18 protein-coding genes are annotated in these 16,002 nt (G+C 57.4%); 6 read left to right on the forward strand and 12 right to left on the reverse strand.

Annotation, left to right across the window (positions count from 1 at the left end):
• Positions 1–432: 432 nt before the first annotated feature.
• The 3 genes from ACYASS_RS08820 (at position 433) to ACYASS_RS08830 (ending at position 3,149) form a co-directional block, all read left to right on the forward strand.
• Positions 433–1,536 (forward strand): DNA alkylation repair protein, encoded by a 1,104-nt coding sequence (locus ACYASS_RS08820; protein WP_463585847.1) that lies wholly within the window; start codon positions 433–435, stop codon positions 1,534–1,536.
• 119 nt (positions 1,537–1,655) lie between these two features.
• Positions 1,656–2,492: an AraC family transcriptional regulator gene (locus ACYASS_RS08825; RefSeq protein WP_463585848.1), complete on the forward strand. Its 837-nt coding sequence runs from the start codon at positions 1,656–1,658 to the stop codon at positions 2,490–2,492.
• Positions 2,493–2,543: 51 nt separating this feature from the next.
• Complete coding sequence (locus tag ACYASS_RS08830; RefSeq protein ID WP_463585849.1) at positions 2,544–3,149, forward strand: LysE family translocator; 606 nt, start codon at positions 2,544–2,546, stop codon at positions 3,147–3,149.
• Positions 3,150–3,435: 286 nt separating this feature from the next.
• On the opposite strand, the gene ACYASS_RS08835 is transcribed toward ACYASS_RS08830, so the two are convergent.
• Together ACYASS_RS08835 and ACYASS_RS08840 are read right to left on the reverse strand one after the other, a co-directional pair.
• Positions 3,436–4,611 (reverse strand): PAS domain-containing sensor histidine kinase, encoded by a 1,176-nt coding sequence (locus tag ACYASS_RS08835; RefSeq protein ID WP_463585850.1) that lies wholly within the window; start codon positions 4,609–4,611, stop codon positions 3,436–3,438.
• Entirely contained in the window at positions 4,601–5,422 is an 822-nt protein-coding gene (locus ACYASS_RS08840; RefSeq protein ID WP_463585851.1) for an alpha/beta fold hydrolase, read from the reverse strand. Before ACYASS_RS08840 ends, ACYASS_RS08835 begins: the two co-directional genes overlap by 11 nt.
• A 180-nt stretch (positions 5,423–5,602) precedes the next feature.
• Between ACYASS_RS08840 and ACYASS_RS08845 the strand changes: the two genes are divergently transcribed.
• Complete coding sequence (locus ACYASS_RS08845; RefSeq protein WP_463585852.1) at positions 5,603–6,595, forward strand: diaminopimelate epimerase; 993 nt, start codon at positions 5,603–5,605, stop codon at positions 6,593–6,595.
• A 174-nt stretch (positions 6,596–6,769) separates the two neighbouring features.
• On the opposite strand, the gene ACYASS_RS08850 is transcribed toward ACYASS_RS08845, so the two are convergent.
• The 5 genes from ACYASS_RS08850 to ACYASS_RS08870 form a co-directional block, all read right to left on the reverse strand.
• A complete protein-coding gene (locus ACYASS_RS08850; protein ID WP_463585853.1) occupies positions 6,770–7,210 on the reverse strand; it encodes a nucleoside deaminase in 441 nt (146 codons plus the stop codon).
• Positions 7,211–7,252: 42 nt separating this feature from the next.
• Positions 7,253–7,744 carry a hypothetical protein gene (locus ACYASS_RS08855; RefSeq protein WP_463585854.1) on the reverse strand — a complete coding sequence of 164 codons (492 nt, stop codon included), beginning with the start codon at positions 7,742–7,744 and terminating at the stop codon, positions 7,253–7,255.
• On the reverse strand, positions 7,741–8,280 hold the full coding sequence (locus ACYASS_RS08860) for a GNAT family N-acetyltransferase (RefSeq protein ID WP_463585855.1): 540 nt from the start codon (positions 8,278–8,280) through the stop codon (positions 7,741–7,743). Before ACYASS_RS08860 ends, ACYASS_RS08855 begins: the two co-directional genes overlap by 4 nt.
• A 55-nt stretch (positions 8,281–8,335) precedes the next feature.
• Entirely contained in the window at positions 8,336–9,349 is a 1,014-nt protein-coding gene (locus ACYASS_RS08865; protein ID WP_463585856.1) for an ABC transporter substrate-binding protein, read from the reverse strand.
• Positions 9,350–9,806: 457 nt separating this feature from the next.
• Positions 9,807–10,601, reverse strand: a complete 795-nt coding sequence (locus ACYASS_RS08870; RefSeq protein WP_463585857.1) for a phosphate/phosphite/phosphonate ABC transporter substrate-binding protein — start codon at positions 10,599–10,601, stop codon at positions 9,807–9,809.
• A gap of 446 nt (positions 10,602–11,047) precedes the next feature.
• Between ACYASS_RS08870 and ACYASS_RS08875 the strand changes: the two genes are divergently transcribed.
• Entirely contained in the window at positions 11,048–11,458 is a 411-nt protein-coding gene (locus tag ACYASS_RS08875; RefSeq protein ID WP_463585858.1) for a GNAT family N-acetyltransferase, read from the forward strand.
• A gap of 125 nt (positions 11,459–11,583) precedes the next feature.
• Here ACYASS_RS08875 and def read toward each other — a convergent pair whose 3' ends face one another.
• The 3 genes from def to ACYASS_RS08890 all read right to left on the reverse strand — a co-directional run bounded on the left by def (position 11,584) and on the right by ACYASS_RS08890 (position 13,547).
• Positions 11,584–12,123 carry a peptide deformylase gene (gene def, locus ACYASS_RS08880; protein ID WP_463585859.1) on the reverse strand — a complete coding sequence of 180 codons (540 nt, stop codon included), beginning with the start codon at positions 12,121–12,123 and terminating at the stop codon, positions 11,584–11,586.
• A 48-nt stretch (positions 12,124–12,171) separates the two neighbouring features.
• The gene (locus tag ACYASS_RS08885; protein ID WP_243245421.1) at positions 12,172–13,134 is read right to left on the reverse strand and encodes a YihY/virulence factor BrkB family protein; all 963 of its coding nucleotides are present in this window, start codon (positions 13,132–13,134) and stop codon (positions 12,172–12,174) included.
• Positions 13,135–13,355: 221 nt separating this feature from the next.
• Positions 13,356–13,547, reverse strand: a complete 192-nt coding sequence (locus tag ACYASS_RS08890; protein WP_463585860.1) for a CsbD family protein — start codon at positions 13,545–13,547, stop codon at positions 13,356–13,358.
• A 249-nt stretch (positions 13,548–13,796) separates the two neighbouring features.
• Between ACYASS_RS08890 and ACYASS_RS08895 the strand changes: the two genes are divergently transcribed.
• Positions 13,797–14,177, forward strand: coding sequence for a hypothetical protein (locus ACYASS_RS08895; RefSeq protein ID WP_243245423.1), 381 nt, complete (start codon positions 13,797–13,799; stop codon positions 14,175–14,177).
• 196 nt (positions 14,178–14,373) lie between these two features.
• Here ACYASS_RS08895 and ACYASS_RS08900 read toward each other — a convergent pair whose 3' ends face one another.
• The gene (locus ACYASS_RS08900; RefSeq protein WP_463585861.1) at positions 14,374–14,775 is read right to left on the reverse strand and encodes a DUF2177 family protein; all 402 of its coding nucleotides are present in this window, start codon (positions 14,773–14,775) and stop codon (positions 14,374–14,376) included.
• 117 nt (positions 14,776–14,892) lie between these two features.
• A complete protein-coding gene (locus tag ACYASS_RS08905; RefSeq protein WP_243245425.1) occupies positions 14,893–15,729 on the reverse strand; it encodes a CvfB family protein in 837 nt (278 codons plus the stop codon).
• Positions 15,730–16,002 lie beyond the last annotated feature (273 nt).

Below are 16,002 nucleotides of genomic sequence, written 5' to 3' on the forward strand. Positions count from 1 at the left end.
TACCTTCTGTTGAAAACGGTAACGATCCGGATCTTTGATGGCGATTGCTCCGCTAGGTTCGCCCTCAACAGGGTGGATGAGCAACCGGCGCGGGTTTGAGTTTGTAACAAGGATGTGCAGGGAAGCAGGCAGAGCCCGCCCGGTAGCTCTCATCAAACGCAAATAGCCATAACAATTCAGATGCTTTTGCTGTAGGAGTGAGTTTGCTCGCGATAGCGTCTAATCCGACGATAATTTCTCGACGTTACTACCGCTATCGCGAGCAAGCTCACTCCTACAGGGCCCGATGTTTGCTGTCCGATAGCGCTGCGTCTGGATGAAGGGGCAAACTCGTTCACGAGAAAGGCCAGCCCATCTGATACACCTCACTGGACTGTAACGCTGCCACAATGGTGTGCAGGCAGCGTTAATAATCAGGAGAAAACCACCCTCATGACCGACACCCCCGAGGCAGCACCGGCGCTGAAGGAAATTTTCAACCGGGCGCGGCTGCAGCACATCGCTGAGCAAACCCGTGCGATCTACCCCGCTTTCGATACCGAGGCGTTTCTGGCCCATGTGGCTCATGACCTGGACAGCCAGTCGCTCATGCAACGCCTCAATCGCGTCAGTCGCGGCCTGCACGCTGGCTTGCCTGCCGACTACAGGGAGGCGCTGGACATTCTGCAGGCACTCGCGCCACGCCTGAACAGCAGCTTTGTCAGCCTTATCCTCCCGGAATATGTCGCTTTGTACGGTCAGCACGACTTTGACCGTTCGATGCAGGCATTGAAATTCTTCACCACGTTCGGCTCATCTGAATTTGCCGTGCGGCACTTCCTGCGTCTGGATTTCCAGCGCGCACTGCAGATCATGCAAGGCTGGGCGCTGGACGAAAATGAACATGTGCGCAGGCTCGCCAGCGAAGGCAGCCGACCACGTCTGCCGTGGTCATTTCGGCTGGAGACGTTGATGGTCGATCCGACGCCAGTATTGTCGATCCTCGACGCCCTCAAAGCCGACACCAGCCTCTACGTGCGCAAGTCAGTGGCCAATCACCTGAACGACATCACCAAGGACAACCCTGACTGGGTGCTCGCACAGATCGAAAGCTGGTCGCTGGATAACCCGCATACGGCCTGGATTGCCCGTCATGCGCTGCGCTCGCTGATCAAGAAAGGTGATCGACGCGCGCTGACGATCATGGGTGCCGGGCACGCGCCGCAGGTACGCGTTGAACAGGTCAGCGTCACCCCGGGCGAGATTCATCTGGGAGACAACCTGAGCCTGTCTTTTGAGTTGACCTCAATGGCCGCAGAAAGCCAGCGACTGATCATCGACTACGCGATTCATTACGTGAAGAAATCCGGCGACACCTCGGCCAAGGTCTTCAAACTCAAGACACTGGAACTGGCGCCCGGCAAATCAGTGCTTGTCACGCGCAAGCTTCAGGTCCTTAATTTCACCACCCGCGTGCATTATCCGGGCGTGCATGAACTGGACGTTTTGATCAACGGTGAGTGTCTGGGCAGCAGTCGCTTTGAATTGCTGCCTTGATGGCTGCACAAATCTTCCAGACGCATGGAATGACAAACGACGACAATCAAGAAAACGGCGTGACCGTTCAGCCTTATCCTTCACCTGCACCACCTCCGCTGTTCTGACAGGACTTCGCCATGGCCAATAGCAACTGGATCGACTTGAAGCAGGACCACGAGTCCGGCATCGAGACGATTCGTGCGCATTTTGAGGGTCATGCCTATGATCCCCATTGGCACGACAGCTATCTGGTGGGCATTACCGAGCAGGGTGTGCAGCAGTTTCACTGTCGGCGTCAGCGGCGCATCAGTACGCCGGGGCGAATCTTTTTGCTTGAGCCCGGTGAGATCCATGACGGTGACGCGCCTGCACCGGAAGGCTTCACCTACCTGACGCTGTATGTGGACCCCAAATGGCTGGACCGGGAGTTGCGGGCACTGTTCGAACATACTCCGGCCGACTGCCAGATCAGCTTTGCCGACACCCAGGCTGATGATCTGCGTCTGGCCACGGCCACCGCCAACGCGTTCAACACGCTGCACGGTGACGAACTGCGCATCGTGCGCCAGACAGCCCTTGATGATTTGCTGTCGAACCTGACCCGCCACCTGCGCTGGCGCACGCAGGTCTCTCCTGACCCACGCTTACCTCTGGTGGCACAAACCGCCCGTGAGTTTCTGCACAGTCACAGCCATCAGGACATTGGTCTGGATGACCTGGCACGGATCACTGGGGTTGACCGGTTTCGTCTGACTCGGGCATTCAAGGCAGCATTCGGCATCGCGCCGCATGCCTATCTGATCCAGCTGCGTCTGGCCAGGGCGCGACGTCTTCTGGCCAGCGGCCTGTCCCCTGCTGAGGTTGCAGCCGCGCTTGGCTTTGCCGATCAAAGCCATTTGGGCCGCTGGTTTCAGCGGGCGTACAGGATGACGCCCGCCCACTACCGCAAGCGCTGCTCAAACCTTCCAGACTGAAGCGCTACCGATGGCGATGATGACTGACGATCAATCACCGATGAGCGTTTCATGGAACAGTTCTTACCTTTCATGCTGTTTGCTTTCGTGTCATCCATCACGCCTGGCCCGACCAATATTCTGGTGATGACCAACAGCTCGCGACACGGCTGGACAGTGGTCGCCCCCATCGTGCTGGGCGCCTGTGGCGGTGCCGCTGCGCTGGTCTTGCTGGTGGGCACAGGGATTGGTGATGTGCTGGCTCGCCATCAGGGTATTCAGACCGCCATGTCGTGGGTCGGCATTGCATGGCTGAGCTGGATGGCCTGGCAGATTTTCAGCGCACCGCCCGCCGCCATTACCCCCACCGGCATCGACAGCAAAGGCCCGCGCCTGGGCCTGTTCGGCGCTGCCAGCCTGCAACTGGTAAACCCCAAGACGTGGATGATGGCGCTGGCGGTGATCAGCGTATTTGCTGGCGCTGAAGCGGACAGGGGCATGCGCGTGGTGTACCTGTCGCTGATGTTCTTCCTGATCGCCATCCCGTGCATGACAGCCTGGGCCTGGCTGGGCGTCAGCGCCGCCCGCTTCTGCCAGTCACCGCAGAGCATGCAACGCTTCAACCGCAGCATGGCGCTGTTGCTGCTGGCCTCGACGTGGATGACGGTGTGGGTTTGAACAGGTAGGAGGCAACTTGTTGGCAAAAGGGGCTGACGCGGTTTATCTGGCAGACCGCCTCGCGAACAAGTTCGCTCCTACCCTGACCGCGTAGGCTCACCACTTTTAAGGTAGGAGGCAACTTGTTGGCGAGAGCGACTGACGCGGTCCTTCAGGCACGCCGCCTCGCGAACAAATTCGCTCCTACCCTGACCGCGTAGGCTCACCACTTTTAAGGTAGGAGGCAACTTGTTGGCGAAAGGGCCTGACGCGGTCCTTTGGGCAAGTTCAGCTCCAGGACCTTGCATCATCCCACTGGTCGCGCCAGGTTGATGGTGAAGGTGGTGCCGTCTTCGGCATTGGACGTCACGCTGACGTCTCCCCAATGGGCGCGGGCGATTTCTCGGACGATGAACAGGCCAAGGCCGATACTGCGGCTCGGGTCGTCATCGGCCACACCATGTGGCATCGGCTCAAACAGGCCGTCCAGACGCTCCGGGGCTATCGGTGGACCGAAGTTGTGTACTGCAATCCTGATCCACTGCGCGTCGAATGCCGAGGTGATGGTGATGGCCTCAGTCGCCGAGCCATAGGCCACAGCGTTGCTGACCAGATTATCGATGAGTTCGAACAACCGGTCGGCGTCAGCAGTGCATAAGCCTTCGCCAATACATTCATGCACCAAGATCCGACGGGGAAATATCAACCGTTGCTCGGCGACACTGGCGGCGATCACCTCATGCAATTGCAACGGCTGGGGCAGCACAGAAATGCCACTACCGACCCGCGCCTGCGTGAAGTCCAGCAGGTCGACAATCAGACGCTGCGCACGCCCCACCGACTGGTTGACCAAACCCAGGCTGCGCTGCTGTTTCTCACTGAGCGCTTCCAGCCCGATCAACCCGGCCGCCATCTTGATGGCCGCGAGCGGATTGCGCAGGTCATGACTGACAATAGCCACCATTTGTTCAGCAAACGTGGCACGAATATCCGCTTCGGTCTGGGCCAGACGCAGCCGGTTCTGTACCGAAGACAACTCTTTTTGCGAGGCCAGTTGCTGCAACAACAGGTCTTCAGCGGCCTGGCGGGTATCCTCCAGCTCGCGCTGATATTTGTTACGTTCTTCGCCGCTCATCAACGCCAGGTTATGCACCACACCTTGAGCGGTTTCACGACGCGCGGCGCTGAGCATCATGGTCAGGGCATGCCCGTCATGATGCTTCAGGTCGACTTTGATCTCCGACACCGACCCCCGCGCGGTCAACAACGGCCCCCAGTGGGTCTGGTAGAAAATCCGGTCGCCCGCGCCCAGTAAATCCTGAAAGCGTGACCCCGCCAGGCTCGCCTGCTCCAACCCCACCCACTGGCAGAAGGTCTGATTGGCGCGCAGGATGGTGCCGTCTTCCCGAGTCACCAGCAAACCACACGCAGCGGTTTCGAATAGCGGATCGCTATCGGTATGCAATTCCACATCAACAGGCAAGAGGCACTACTCCAGAAGCGCGAATGAACTCATCGATGGCTGCGACACAGGCGTCGGGCGCACTCATGTGTGGGCAATGACCAATGTTGTCGATGATCCGCAGGGTGCAGTCTGGCATTACCCTCTGCAGATAACTCCCGACTTCGAGCGGCGCGATAAAATCGTTGTTGCATTGCAGGACCAGGGTTTTGGTCGGCAGTCGCGCAACGTCCTTGCGGTTATCCGCCATGAAGGTGACACGGGCGAACTGCTGGGAAATGACCGGGTCGGTGCGACAGAAACTCTGGGTCAACTCCTCACCCAGTTCAGGACGACCGGGTGCGCCCATGATGGCCGGCGCCATGGTACTGGCCCAACCGAAGTAATTGGCCGCCAGCGTGCTGAGCAAAGAAACGATGTCTTGTCGGGTAAAGCCGCCCACATAGTCGCCATCGTTGATGTAGCAAGGCGACGGCCCCACCATTACGTGAGCCGCGAAATGGCCGGACTCACGCAAATCTGCGACAGCACCGATCATCGAGCTTACCGAGTGGCCAACATGAATCACAGGGCCAGGCCCGGCGAATTCCTTGACGACCTCCAGCAGATCACTGGCATAGCCATCCAGAGAATCGTATTTGCGTTTGTAATAAGCCGTCAGATCAGACTTACCGTTACCAACCAGGTCGTACAACACCACCTTGAATCGATCTGCGAACAGCGGCGCCATGAATCGCCACATGCTCTGATCGCAGCCGAAGCCATGGGAAAATATGAGGGTTGCAGGCCCCTCGCCCATGACATTGACGTTATTGCGCAACTGCACCGACATCCGTATCCCTCCAGGATTAATCCGAACAGTGATCAGATTGCCACCAATGGATTAACCGAGATTAGCATCGTTCTGTTCAGGAAGAACTCCTACAAACGTATCCTCTCTCTGAAAAAGCTTGCCTGAGTACCCGGGGCTGCTTCCCAATAGACGACTTTGAATCAATCTGTGAATCGCATCATGAGTCAGCTTTACGACGCTCGCGGCAATATCTACGCCGTCTGTACACCTCAAGGCTTACGCGAATTGGGGATTGATATTGCAGATAACGCTGCAGACGCAGCGGCGAACCGAAATGAGTGGACCAGCGCCGCAGTGCACGCCTTGTGCAGTTGGCCAGATGAAGCTCGACCGCCAGGCGCCAAGGCGCACCGCTCAGACGGTTTGCTGGTCGGACCGTTTCAGCAGGTCGCGCCTTTCGACCTGTTGATCATCAACACCGACGGCACTCTGGCCGAGCGCAGCGGTAACGGCCTGACGATTTTTGCCCAGTTCCTGACGGACTCCGCTTGCGTCCATAGCACTGGCTTCGAGTTGCGGGTTCATCATGATAAATCCGACGCCGTTACCCCCGCGCCGACTCACATTGAGCCGACCACGATCAATGGTGAGCAAGGCTTCTGGCTCGCACTTGGCAACCCGGCCCTTGGTCCGGACGCTGTGGGTGCACTTGGCGCCAGCCTGGAGCCTGCGCAGCTCAATGGCCGTGCGGTTGTCCGGGTTAAACCTTTGGCTGAGATTAAGCCACAGTGGGACCGCAGCGTTTTTGTTCGAGTCGGCAATCCGCATTGCGTCACGCTGGTCAACCATCAGGCAGATTTACCCTCGTTCGAGTCACTGCATGAGCAGGCACTGAACGTATCGTTGACGCGTATCGCGTTTACCGAAGGGGACTTGGGCGCGGGGCAGCCCTGCCCGGCTGGCATCAACCTGCAATGGGCTTGGGCACAGTCAGCGAATCAGCTGGTCGCCAAGGTGTTCGAGCGCGGCGAAGGCCCGACCGCGTCTTCCGGCACCAGCGCCAGCGCTGTGGCTTGCGCTGCCTGGTACGCGGGTTGGGTGAGCGCGGGTCTGGTTCAGGTCGAGATGCCCGGCGGAACAGCGCCGGTGCGGCTGGAAGAGCAGAACGGAGAGCTGCGGGTTTCGCTGTTTGGAGTGGCGAAGGCGTTTTAAGCACTTTCTCAGGACCGGCTTTAGCCGGGAAGGCGACATTGGCATCGGTTTCTGTAGGACCTGCCGCAGGCTGCGATGGCGGTGTGTCAGATAAATACCTTCGCAGCCTGCGGCAGCTCCTACAGAAGATGCATCTCCGTTCAGTCGCTGCCTGCTCCCGGAAGCGGGACAGGCTCACTGTTCGCCAATGTCCTCATTCCACAGCTCAGGCTTGCTGGCGATAAAGCCTTTCATCATGTCTACGCATGTGTGGTTGTCGATCACTAGCACGTTCACGCCACGCGAGCGCAGCAGTTCTTCTTCGCCCATGAACGTCTGGTTTTCGCCGACGATGACCTTGCGGATGCCATACAGCAGAATGGCGCCGCTGCACATCGCGCAAGGTGAGAGCGTGGTGTAGAGCACCGCATCGCGATACACACGGGCAGGCTGGCGACCGGCATTTTCCAGCGCGTCCATTTCCCCGTGTTTGATGGCGCTGCCTTCCTGAACCCGACGGTTATGCCCGCGCCCGATGATCTGGCCGTCATGGACGATAACGGAGCCGATAGGTATGCCGCCTTCGGCAAGCCCGAGCTGCGCCTCGTCGATTGCAGCCTGCATGAATGGGTCCATGGTTCTACCTCGTTGCCTGCATGTATAGGGAAGTAAGGAACATCAATGGGGCAACCTGGCCAGCGCATTGTTCAACGCTTGCGAAACAAACTCCTTGAGCAGGTCAGCAGAGCGCGTCTTCATGTCCATACCGACGTCATTCTGTTTGGCTTTGAACTTGTTGGCCAGCATTGGCTGGTTATCGCCACGGTTGAGCGCGCGCAGCTCTTCAGCACTGAAAGACTGCGCATAGGCGGCCGCCATGTTGCGGTCCCATTGCGCCTGAAATTGCGGTTGCAGGCGTTGCAGTTCATCTTTGACCAGTACCTGCGCTTCGGTCTTGCCGACCGCTTCGACAATGCTGCCGAATGTGGCGGTACGCGAAGCGACCTGATACCCCAGCCAGCCAAGGCTCTCACCCAAATGGCGTTCCTCGACGAATGCCAGGGCACTGTCATCGACTTCAGACGCCTGGGCACTGCGTTCGACGCAGGTAAAAAAGCCAACCAGCAAGACGATAAACAGGCTGCCGGAAACCGACTTGTGCAGTGTCATGAAGCCTCCCTAGCCTGCCACTCATCACAGCTCAAGCGATAAATCCTGACGCCTAAACGGTGGTACTGGCTGTGAACGAATGCGTTGAATCCCACTTTCTGAATCACTCGCACTGACGCCACATTGGCAGGCTGGACAATGGCGATGATCGAGCGCAGCCCCAACGTCTGAAAACCATACGCCAGCGTTGCACGGACGATCTCGGTGGCCAGGCCTCTGCCCCAGAACCGAGCGGCAAAGCGATAACCGATCTCGACCTCTTCGACTCCATCGACGCTCTCCTGATTCAACGCACAGAAGCCCATCAACACGCCGCTGTGTTGTTCGACCACTGCCCATGGCCCGAAACCATGCCGTGCATAGGATTCGACCGACCATTGGACGAACTCCGCAGTTTCGCTTTCAGTGAGGACTCCACGTACCGAATAGCGCATCACCTCGGCATCGCTGAGTATCTGCGCCAGGTAGGGCACATCAGCGCTGCTGAACGGGCGCAGTGTCATGCGCCCCGTGTGTAAGACAACCTCAGTATTCATGACTCAACCATTTACAGACCGGCTCCGCGCCTAGTAGCGCATTGCCGATAGCCCCTCACAGACTACCGCTGACTTTGCTGGCAACCTCGGCTGGCAGCCACTGCTTCCAGACCTCGGGGTGCTGTTTGAGGAAGGCTTGAGCAGTGGCCTTAGGCTGCTCGCGCTTCTCGCTCATCTGACCAAGGGTCTGGTTGAGCAGATCGATAGGCAAGTCGACTTTCTCGAAGAACGCCACCAAATCCGGGTACTGTTTGTGGAAGGCATCCGAGACGCCGATACTCAAGCGCGGCTCCAGAGAGCGAGTGCCCCGCGGATTAGGGTTATTGGCATCCGCCAGGGTTTTCCAGGCCTCTGCATCAAACGGCGGCTCTTCCAGCTTGATCAGCTTGAAGCGGCCCAGCAGCGGTGTCGGCGACCAGTAATAGAACAGCACCGGCTTGCCACGATGAATCGACGAACTGATCTCGGCGTCCAGCGCCGCACCCGAGCCCGTGCGGAAGTTCACGTAGCTGTCGGTCAGGCCATAAGCCTTGAGCTTCTGGGTATTGACGATTTCCGACGTCCAGCCAGTCGGGCTGTTGAGGAAGCGCCCTTGCTGCGGCGATTCCGGGTCTTTGAACACGTCTTTGTAACGCGGCAGATCCGACACGGATTTAAGGTCGGGAGCCAGCGGCTTGATGCCCTTGGCCGGATCCCCCTTGATCACGAATTCCGGAACCCACCACCCTTCGGTGGCACCTTTAACGATGTTGCCCAGGCCGTGCACCTTGCCTTCAGATTCAGCCTTGACCCAGGCAGGACTGCGCCCGGCCCACTCCTCACCAATAACCTGGATATCATTTTTGGCCAACGCCGCTTCCAGACTCACCGTACTGCCCGGCAGTGTATCGGTGGGGTAGCCGTAACCCTTTTCAACGATGGTGCGCAGTATTTCGGTAATCAAACTGCCGCTTTCCCACGTGATATCGCCAAAGTGGATCGGTGCGGTCTTGTCCGCCGCCACCGCAGGCTGTCCCAGCAGGCCGAGGGCCAGCAGTGAACAGCCGAGCAGGGTTCTGATTGATGTCATGGTCACCTCTGGATGGCCGAACCGGCCTGACGGGAAAGTTGTGATGTTGTTATTGATAAGTGTGGCTTGAAAGGTATCGACATCTGTAGATAGCGATAAGTTGTACTCATGTATAGGCGGTGTGCCTGAATAACCGCGTCAACCCGCTCGCCAACAAGTTGCCTCCTACCTTCGAAAATGGCGCAAGGCCTGGTAGGAGCGAACTTGTTCGCGAGGCGGTTTGCCTGAATAACCACCTCAACCCCCTCGCCAACAAGTTGCCTCCTACCTTCGAAAATGGCGCAAGGCTTGGTAGGAGCGAACTTGTTCGCGAGGCGGTTTGCCTGAATAACCACCTCAACCCCCTCGCCAACAAGTTGCCTCCTACCTTCGAAAATGGCGCAAGGCCAGGTAGGAGCGAACTTGTTCGCGAGGCGGTTTGCCTGAATAACAGCGTCGCCCCGCTCGCCAACAAACGTTAAAAAAACAATGACGGTAGCCCTTGCTCGCTCGCTTGACGTTCATAGTCCAGCAACACTTGATATTCATCGGTCTGGGTGGGCATGACACGCTTGATGGCCAGTGCCAGCGCGACGTCAGGCAGGTCCAGCAGCGCCTGGTTCATCGCCAGGCGGATAGCCTCGGCCTGCACAGCGTCAATACTGAGGGCGGTGATAAAGGGCAGACATGGACTACTCGCGGTGCGCCCCAGAATACGCAGCCCGCTGACTTCTTCGCTGGCATCCCGAGCCAGGTAGTCATAGGTCACGCTGTCGATGGCCGCCAGGTCACCTCGCCCTTCTTTAAGCTCGCGCAGACTGTGCCGATGACCACCGGTGAGGGATACACGTGAGAAAAAACGCCCCTCACGCTGCAGCGGCGCCACGACATGCCGGAACAGGTTCATGCCGGAATTGGAGTCTTCGCTGTTGACCAAGGCGTGGCTGCCGCAAAACGCTGTGAGTGCGCGGCGGGGATCATCGGCGCGCACCACCAACAGGCTGCAATGCATGCCATCGGCGCTGTGGGGCAGTTCGTAAACCGGTCGCCCGAGCAGGCGAACCTTGCCACGCAGCAACGTCATCAGCGGGTAGCCGCAGGTTTGCGCAAGCAGTAACTGATCAGACAACCAGAGTTGCGGCAGGTCGAGTCCGGCGCTTTGCAGCCGCTGCGCGCCAAGCACTTCGAAGATTCGCGCCAGCCAAGCCTCGCTGGCTTCAGCGACGCGCGCTGGAGCGTTGTACATCGGTAGTTCGGCGATACCCTGAATCATGGCAAATCCGGTCAAAGCGATTGACCCAACCATAGATGAAAAATGCAGTCGATGCGCGGTCCATCGGTTACAACCACGGTCCCTGTAGGAGCTCACCGAGGTTACGAGGCCAGCGATGGCGGAGTATCAGACATACCGTGACCGCTGGCCTCGTAACCTCGGTGAACTCCTGCAGGACGGGGGCAAACCATTACATTGAATGAGTTGTCGTCAGCGGTGGACTTGAGATCAATGCCCAAAAAGGCCGGTGTCGGACTTCTTGGCTTTCTTGTCGGCGCGCTTTTCATCGGCGGTTTTGACGGGCTTTTTCTTTGCCGCTTTCTTTGAATCCATACCTTTGCTCATGATGCGTGCTCCAGGGTCAAGGATCTGGCCTCTGTTATACACCTATTCGACGCTATTATACGTCGCCATTCCTGACGCCCCGCGAAGTGCGCCCTGCCCCCATGTCCGACATTGAGTTATGCCCACTACCGTTGATCTGCCAGCCACTGCTGGACAAGTTTTACCGCGCTCATCGTTCGCCAATGCGCTCCTCTGGCGCGGCGCAGATGTGGGTGGCCAGGCAGCAGGAAATTATCGGCGCGCTGAGTCTCACGCCGGTTACTGACGGGCATTGGTTGACGGGATTATTCGTCGCGCCGCAATGGCGAAGTCAGGCAATTGCCGGGAGATTGATTGCGCGGGCGCTGGAGGATTTGACCGGGCCGGTCTGGCTGTTTTGCCATCCTGAACTCGTAGCGTTTTATGAACGATCAGGCTTTACGCCAGCCAGCGAATTGCCAACGGTGCTAGCGGAAAAGCTGACGAGGTATCAGCGCACCAAGGAGTTGCTGGCGATGCAGTGGAAGCGTTAGAGATTGACCTGTAGGAGCTGCCGAAGGCTGCGATGGCGGCATGTCAGGATAAAGCTTCGCAGCCTTCGGCAGCTCCTACAAAAAAAGCATTCCAATCCACAGCGCGGATGCACGCTGCCTAAGCGTTATTCATCCGCATTCGGGTCCATATCAGGAAACATCACGTCCATGAAACCGAACTTGCTGAAATCGGTAATACGCGAAGGATAAAGGCGGCCAATCAGGTGATCGCATTCGTGCTGAACCACGCGAGCGTGAAAGCCATGAGCTTCGCGCTGGATCGGCTGGCCGTCCGGATCGAAGCCTTCGTAACGGATGCTTTGATAGCGATCAACTGCACCGCGCAACCCAGGCACGGACAGGCAACCCTCCCAGCCCTCTTCCAGATCGGAACCCAGCGGCGTAATAACCGGGTTGAGCAAGATGGTCTGAGGCACCGCTTCGGCGTCCGGGTAGCGCTCGCTGTGCTCGAAACCGAAGATCACCAGTTGCAGATCAACCCCAATCTGTGGCGCAGCCAGACCAACGCCACCCACACTCTCCATGGTTTCAAACATATCGGCGATCAGGGTCTTGAGCTCAGTGCTGCCGAACATCGAAGTGGGCACAGGTGGAGCGATGCGCAAGAGGCGCTCATCGCCCATTTTCAAGATGGTACGGATCATACGGGCGGGACTCCGTAGCGAAAAAACGTCATCGTGCCACAGTCTTGCTCAGGATTCCCCAGCCTTGGCAGGCAACGGCACAGAATGATCACGCCCGAGGCCGGATACGTGCTGCTTCTCCGTGGACTCCAGCGCGCCGTCACCCTCGACCTTTTCGCCTTTGTCTTTGCCTTCTGCCGACATGTGCTCAACCACTGCATTCATCTCGGCCCCCAGCAACAGCACGGCTGCGGAGATATAGAAATACAGCAGCAGGACGATGATGGCGCCAATGCTGCCGTACATGGCGTTGTAGTCGGCGAATGTCTTGACGTAATAACCGAAGCCCAATGACGCGAGGATCCACACCACCACCGCCAACACAGAGCCTGGGGTGATAAAGCGAAACTCCTGCTTCACGTCTGGCATGACGTAATAAATCAAAGCGACGGCGACCATCAGCAACATCACAATCAGCGGCCAGCGCAAGATAGTCCAAAGCGTAACGATGAAGTCTTCCATGCCAATTTGCGCGGCAATCCAGTTCATCACTTGCGGCCCGGTGACCATCAACGCGGCCACCGCGAGCATCATCATGGCGATGCCAATGGTGTACGCCACCGACAGGGGAATGCGCTTCCATACGGGGCGGCCTTCAACCACGTCATACGCGGCATTCATCGCGCTCATCATCAAACGCACGCCCGCTGAAGCGGTCCATAGCGCGATCACGATACCGATCGAAAGCAGGCCACCTTTGGATTGCTGAAGCTGATCAATCACCGGGTTGACCTGTTCAAGCGCCTGGGGTGGCAGCACCAGTTCCGATTGCAGGCGTAGCCAAGAGAAAAAGTCAGGAAGATGCAGGAAGCCGATCAGGGCGATGAGAAACAGCAGGAAAGGAAACAGCGAAAACAACATCTGGTAGGCCAACGCTGATGCATAGGTAGACATCTCGTCATCGAGAAACTCGCTGACCGTACGTACCATCACCTTGCCCAGTGGCAGTTGGCGCAATTCCGGGAAAATCATGGCGTCTCCTTCGCTACATAACTGACGCAGCTTACACATTCACATTGAGGGGCACTGCGTCTCTTGCACAAGCTGTTCGCAGATAATGGCGTTTTACCTTAATTGAGTGGACTGGACGGCCTGTAAAAGGTTTCAAAACCTTAATTTCAAAGGCTGAAAATGACAACGGCCATCCGAAGATGGCCGTTGCTCAATACCAGGATTATCCCGGAGGGTCAGGCTTATGCCTTGTCGACGCCTTTTTTCACGGCGTCTTTGGCATTGCCTTTGGCTTGCTGGGCTTCGCCTTTGACTTCCTGCGCCTTGCCTTCAGCTTTCAGTTTGGAGTTGTCGGTCGCCTTACCCACGCCTTGCTTGACGTTACCGACGGCTTCGTTAGCCATGCCTTTAACTTTATCGCCAGTGCTGCTCATAGGTTTTACTCCGCAGAATCAATGAGAGGTCATCGCCTCGACGTAAAGATTGACCTGCCGCTTTTGCACAGAGTTTCAACTATTTGCATGGGCGTGATAACCGTTCGTCTGCTGCTCATGAGCCGATGAAAGCCAGCTTGATGAAACTTTGCCTTTAAGTTTGTGCGGCAACCCACGAGAATGCGCAACGCAATCCGGCTCAGTCGGGCACAGCCCGTCGCGCTGAATACAACGATCCGCAGGAACATTATGAAACTCGATAAAAAGCAGGCCATCGCACGCCGGAACCAGCAACTGGGCGGTGCCGTGCTGGGAACCAACAACACCCACTTCGCAACCCTGAACACCAACAAGAACATTTGGTGGTTCGACCTGCCGGTCCCGCGTCTGGCGGTGGGGCAATACGAATGGGTGCATCTGCTACTGTACACGCCGAGCAGCGATCAGTTGCTGCACCTGAAAGTCACTACAGTGTTCCTGCGTGATCACATGGAAGGTCTGGTGATCCGCAATAAAGGCCAGCGCAAGTCCACCGTCAGCCTGGAGCTGAGCGCAGACAAGGATTCGTATTTGAAGGATGTGAGACCGCTGGGTGCAAATCTGAGCTTTGCGGATTTCCTGCAGCCCTGATGCCTTGAACTGCGTAACGCTGTCGCGCAACAAACGCGGCGCCCTGTGGGAGTGAGCTTGCTCGCGATTCGGTCATTGGATCGACGAATTTATCGCCAGGACCGACGTGATCGCGAGCAAGCTCACTCCTACAGGTCTTGTGGTTGCTGCATTGCCCCAGACAGAAAAGCATTCCAGTCCGATGATGCGATAGCCATCAAGCAACCCGTCGAGCAACCAGAAACCCCACCGTACCCGCCACCGCCGACGCAAACGTGCCCCACGCCAGATCCACCAACGCCAACTGCGCAGGCCAGCCTTGCAGCGTGGCCCAGTTGGTCAGGTCATAGGTGCCATAAGCCACCAGCCCCGTGAGCGCACTGCGTTTGGCGGCATGGCTGACGCTTTCGCGACGCAGCCCCGACTGCACCGCCAGCAAGAGCAGGCCAAAGGCGTACAGCAAGTAAAACACCACAGCCGGCGCAATCACGGGCTTGTCGAGCATCAAAGGCCCCAACCAGGCCCGGTAGCTTGGCCCCATCAACACGCCCAGCCAGATACCGTCCAGAATCAGGAATGCCAGCAAGATGCTGAAGTAAGCCGTGAGATTTCTTTTCATGGAAGGCGTCCTTGTCTGAGTTGATCCGCATGGCGCGGCACGCCCTGATGAGCATTGACGGGTTGGACCCCATGCCAGGCAGGAACGATCCATCGTCCCTGCTTTAACCGATGAACGTCAGACCAGCTCGATGCGGTCTGCGTGGATCACGATCTGGCCTTGCTTGTACAACGCACCAATGGCTTTCTTGAAATTGCCTTTGCTGACGCCGAACAGGTTGCTGATGACCTGCGGATCGCTCTTGTCACTGACCGGCAATACACCGTTGTTTTCCTTCAGCTTGCCGAGGATCTTGCTGTTCAGGCTGCTGGCGGCTTGCTCGCCCACGGGCTGCAGGCTCAGGCTGATGTTGCCATCCGTGCGGACTTCCTTGATGTAGCCCTTTTCCTGCTTGCCGGCACGCATGAACTTGAAGACTTCGTTCTTGTGGATCAGGCCCCAGTGCTTATTATTGATAATCGCCTTGAAGCCCATGTCTGTCGCTTCAGCCACCAGCAAGTCCACTTCCTGACCCACGCTGTAACTGGCAGGTGTCTTATCCAGATAACGGTCCAGACGCGCAGTGGCGGTGATGCGGCGGGTGTGTTTGTCCAGATAGACATGCACCACGCAGTAATCGCCCGCCTGCAGGGTGCGCTTCTCTTCCGAGTAAGGCAGCAGCAGATCCTTGGGCAGTCCCCAATCCAGAAACACACCGATGCTGTTGACTTCAACCACCTTCAGGCTGGCGAACTCACCGACCTGAACCTTGGGTTTTTCTGTGGTGGCCAGCAGCTTGTCTTCGCTGTCCAGATAAATGAAAACGTTAAGCCAGTCTTCATCTTCGCTGGGAATATCCTTGGGGATATAACGATTAGGCAGCAGAATTTCGCCGTCCGCCCCGCCATCCAGATACAGACCGAAGTTAGTGTGTTTAACCACTTGCAAGCTGTTGTAACGCCCAATTAAAGCCATGTGCAAATACCCTCATTACGTGGGCGGCATTCTACCCGAGTTTGCGTCCAATGATGCTGGCGTAGAACGGGGTCAGGCTGGCCAGGAAAAAGACTGGAAAAATCAGCCACTTGTCTCAGGCTGACGAGCCCGGAATACGCTCCATTCGTCAGGTGCCAAAGCATTTGAGGAGCCCGATATCCGGATAAACGCACATTCTTCTGCAAATAACTTATCAATTAAAACAACCGGTTAGCCCGACACCATTAATTATTTAGCCCCTGAATCCCGATA

This window comes from Pseudomonas sp. HP_14, from assembly GCF_055283875.1.

Excerpts from the sequence above, each read along its gene's own strand:
- ACYASS_RS08840 (WP_463585851.1), bottom strand. The coding sequence starts at position 5,422 with ATGTCGGTGCAGTTGCGCAATAACGTCAATGTCATGGGCGAGGGGCCT.
- ACYASS_RS08895 (WP_243245423.1), top strand. The coding sequence starts at position 13,797 with ATGAAACTCGATAAAAAGCAGGCCATCGCACGCCGGAACCAGCAACTG.
- ACYASS_RS08875 (WP_463585858.1), top strand. The coding sequence starts at position 11,048 with ATGTCCGACATTGAGTTATGCCCACTACCGTTGATCTGCCAGCCACTG.
- ACYASS_RS08825 (WP_463585848.1), top strand. The coding sequence starts at position 1,656 with ATGGCCAATAGCAACTGGATCGACTTGAAGCAGGACCACGAGTCCGGC.
- ACYASS_RS08900 (WP_463585861.1), bottom strand. The coding sequence starts at position 14,775 with ATGAAAAGAAATCTCACGGCTTACTTCAGCATCTTGCTGGCATTCCTG.
- def (WP_463585859.1), bottom strand. The coding sequence starts at position 12,123 with ATGATCCGTACCATCTTGAAAATGGGCGATGAGCGCCTCTTGCGCATC.
- ACYASS_RS08845 (WP_463585852.1), top strand. The coding sequence starts at position 5,603 with ATGAGTCAGCTTTACGACGCTCGCGGCAATATCTACGCCGTCTGTACA.
- ACYASS_RS08865 (WP_463585856.1), bottom strand. The coding sequence starts at position 9,349 with ATGACATCAATCAGAACCCTGCTCGGCTGTTCACTGCTGGCCCTCGGC.
- ACYASS_RS08905 (WP_243245425.1), bottom strand. The coding sequence starts at position 15,729 with ATGGCTTTAATTGGGCGTTACAACAGCTTGCAAGTGGTTAAACACACT.
- ACYASS_RS08820 (WP_463585847.1), top strand. The coding sequence starts at position 433 with ATGACCGACACCCCCGAGGCAGCACCGGCGCTGAAGGAAATTTTCAAC.
- ACYASS_RS08860 (WP_463585855.1), bottom strand. The coding sequence starts at position 8,280 with ATGAATACTGAGGTTGTCTTACACACGGGGCGCATGACACTGCGCCCG.
- ACYASS_RS08830 (WP_463585849.1), top strand. The coding sequence starts at position 2,544 with ATGGAACAGTTCTTACCTTTCATGCTGTTTGCTTTCGTGTCATCCATC.
- ACYASS_RS08885 (WP_243245421.1), bottom strand. The coding sequence starts at position 13,134 with ATGATTTTCCCGGAATTGCGCCAACTGCCACTGGGCAAGGTGATGGTA.
- ACYASS_RS08870 (WP_463585857.1), bottom strand. The coding sequence starts at position 10,601 with ATGATTCAGGGTATCGCCGAACTACCGATGTACAACGCTCCAGCGCGC.
- ACYASS_RS08855 (WP_463585854.1), bottom strand. The coding sequence starts at position 7,744 with ATGACACTGCACAAGTCGGTTTCCGGCAGCCTGTTTATCGTCTTGCTG.
- ACYASS_RS08850 (WP_463585853.1), bottom strand. The coding sequence starts at position 7,210 with ATGGACCCATTCATGCAGGCTGCAATCGACGAGGCGCAGCTCGGGCTT.
- ACYASS_RS08890 (WP_463585860.1), bottom strand. The coding sequence starts at position 13,547 with ATGAGCAGCACTGGCGATAAAGTTAAAGGCATGGCTAACGAAGCCGTC.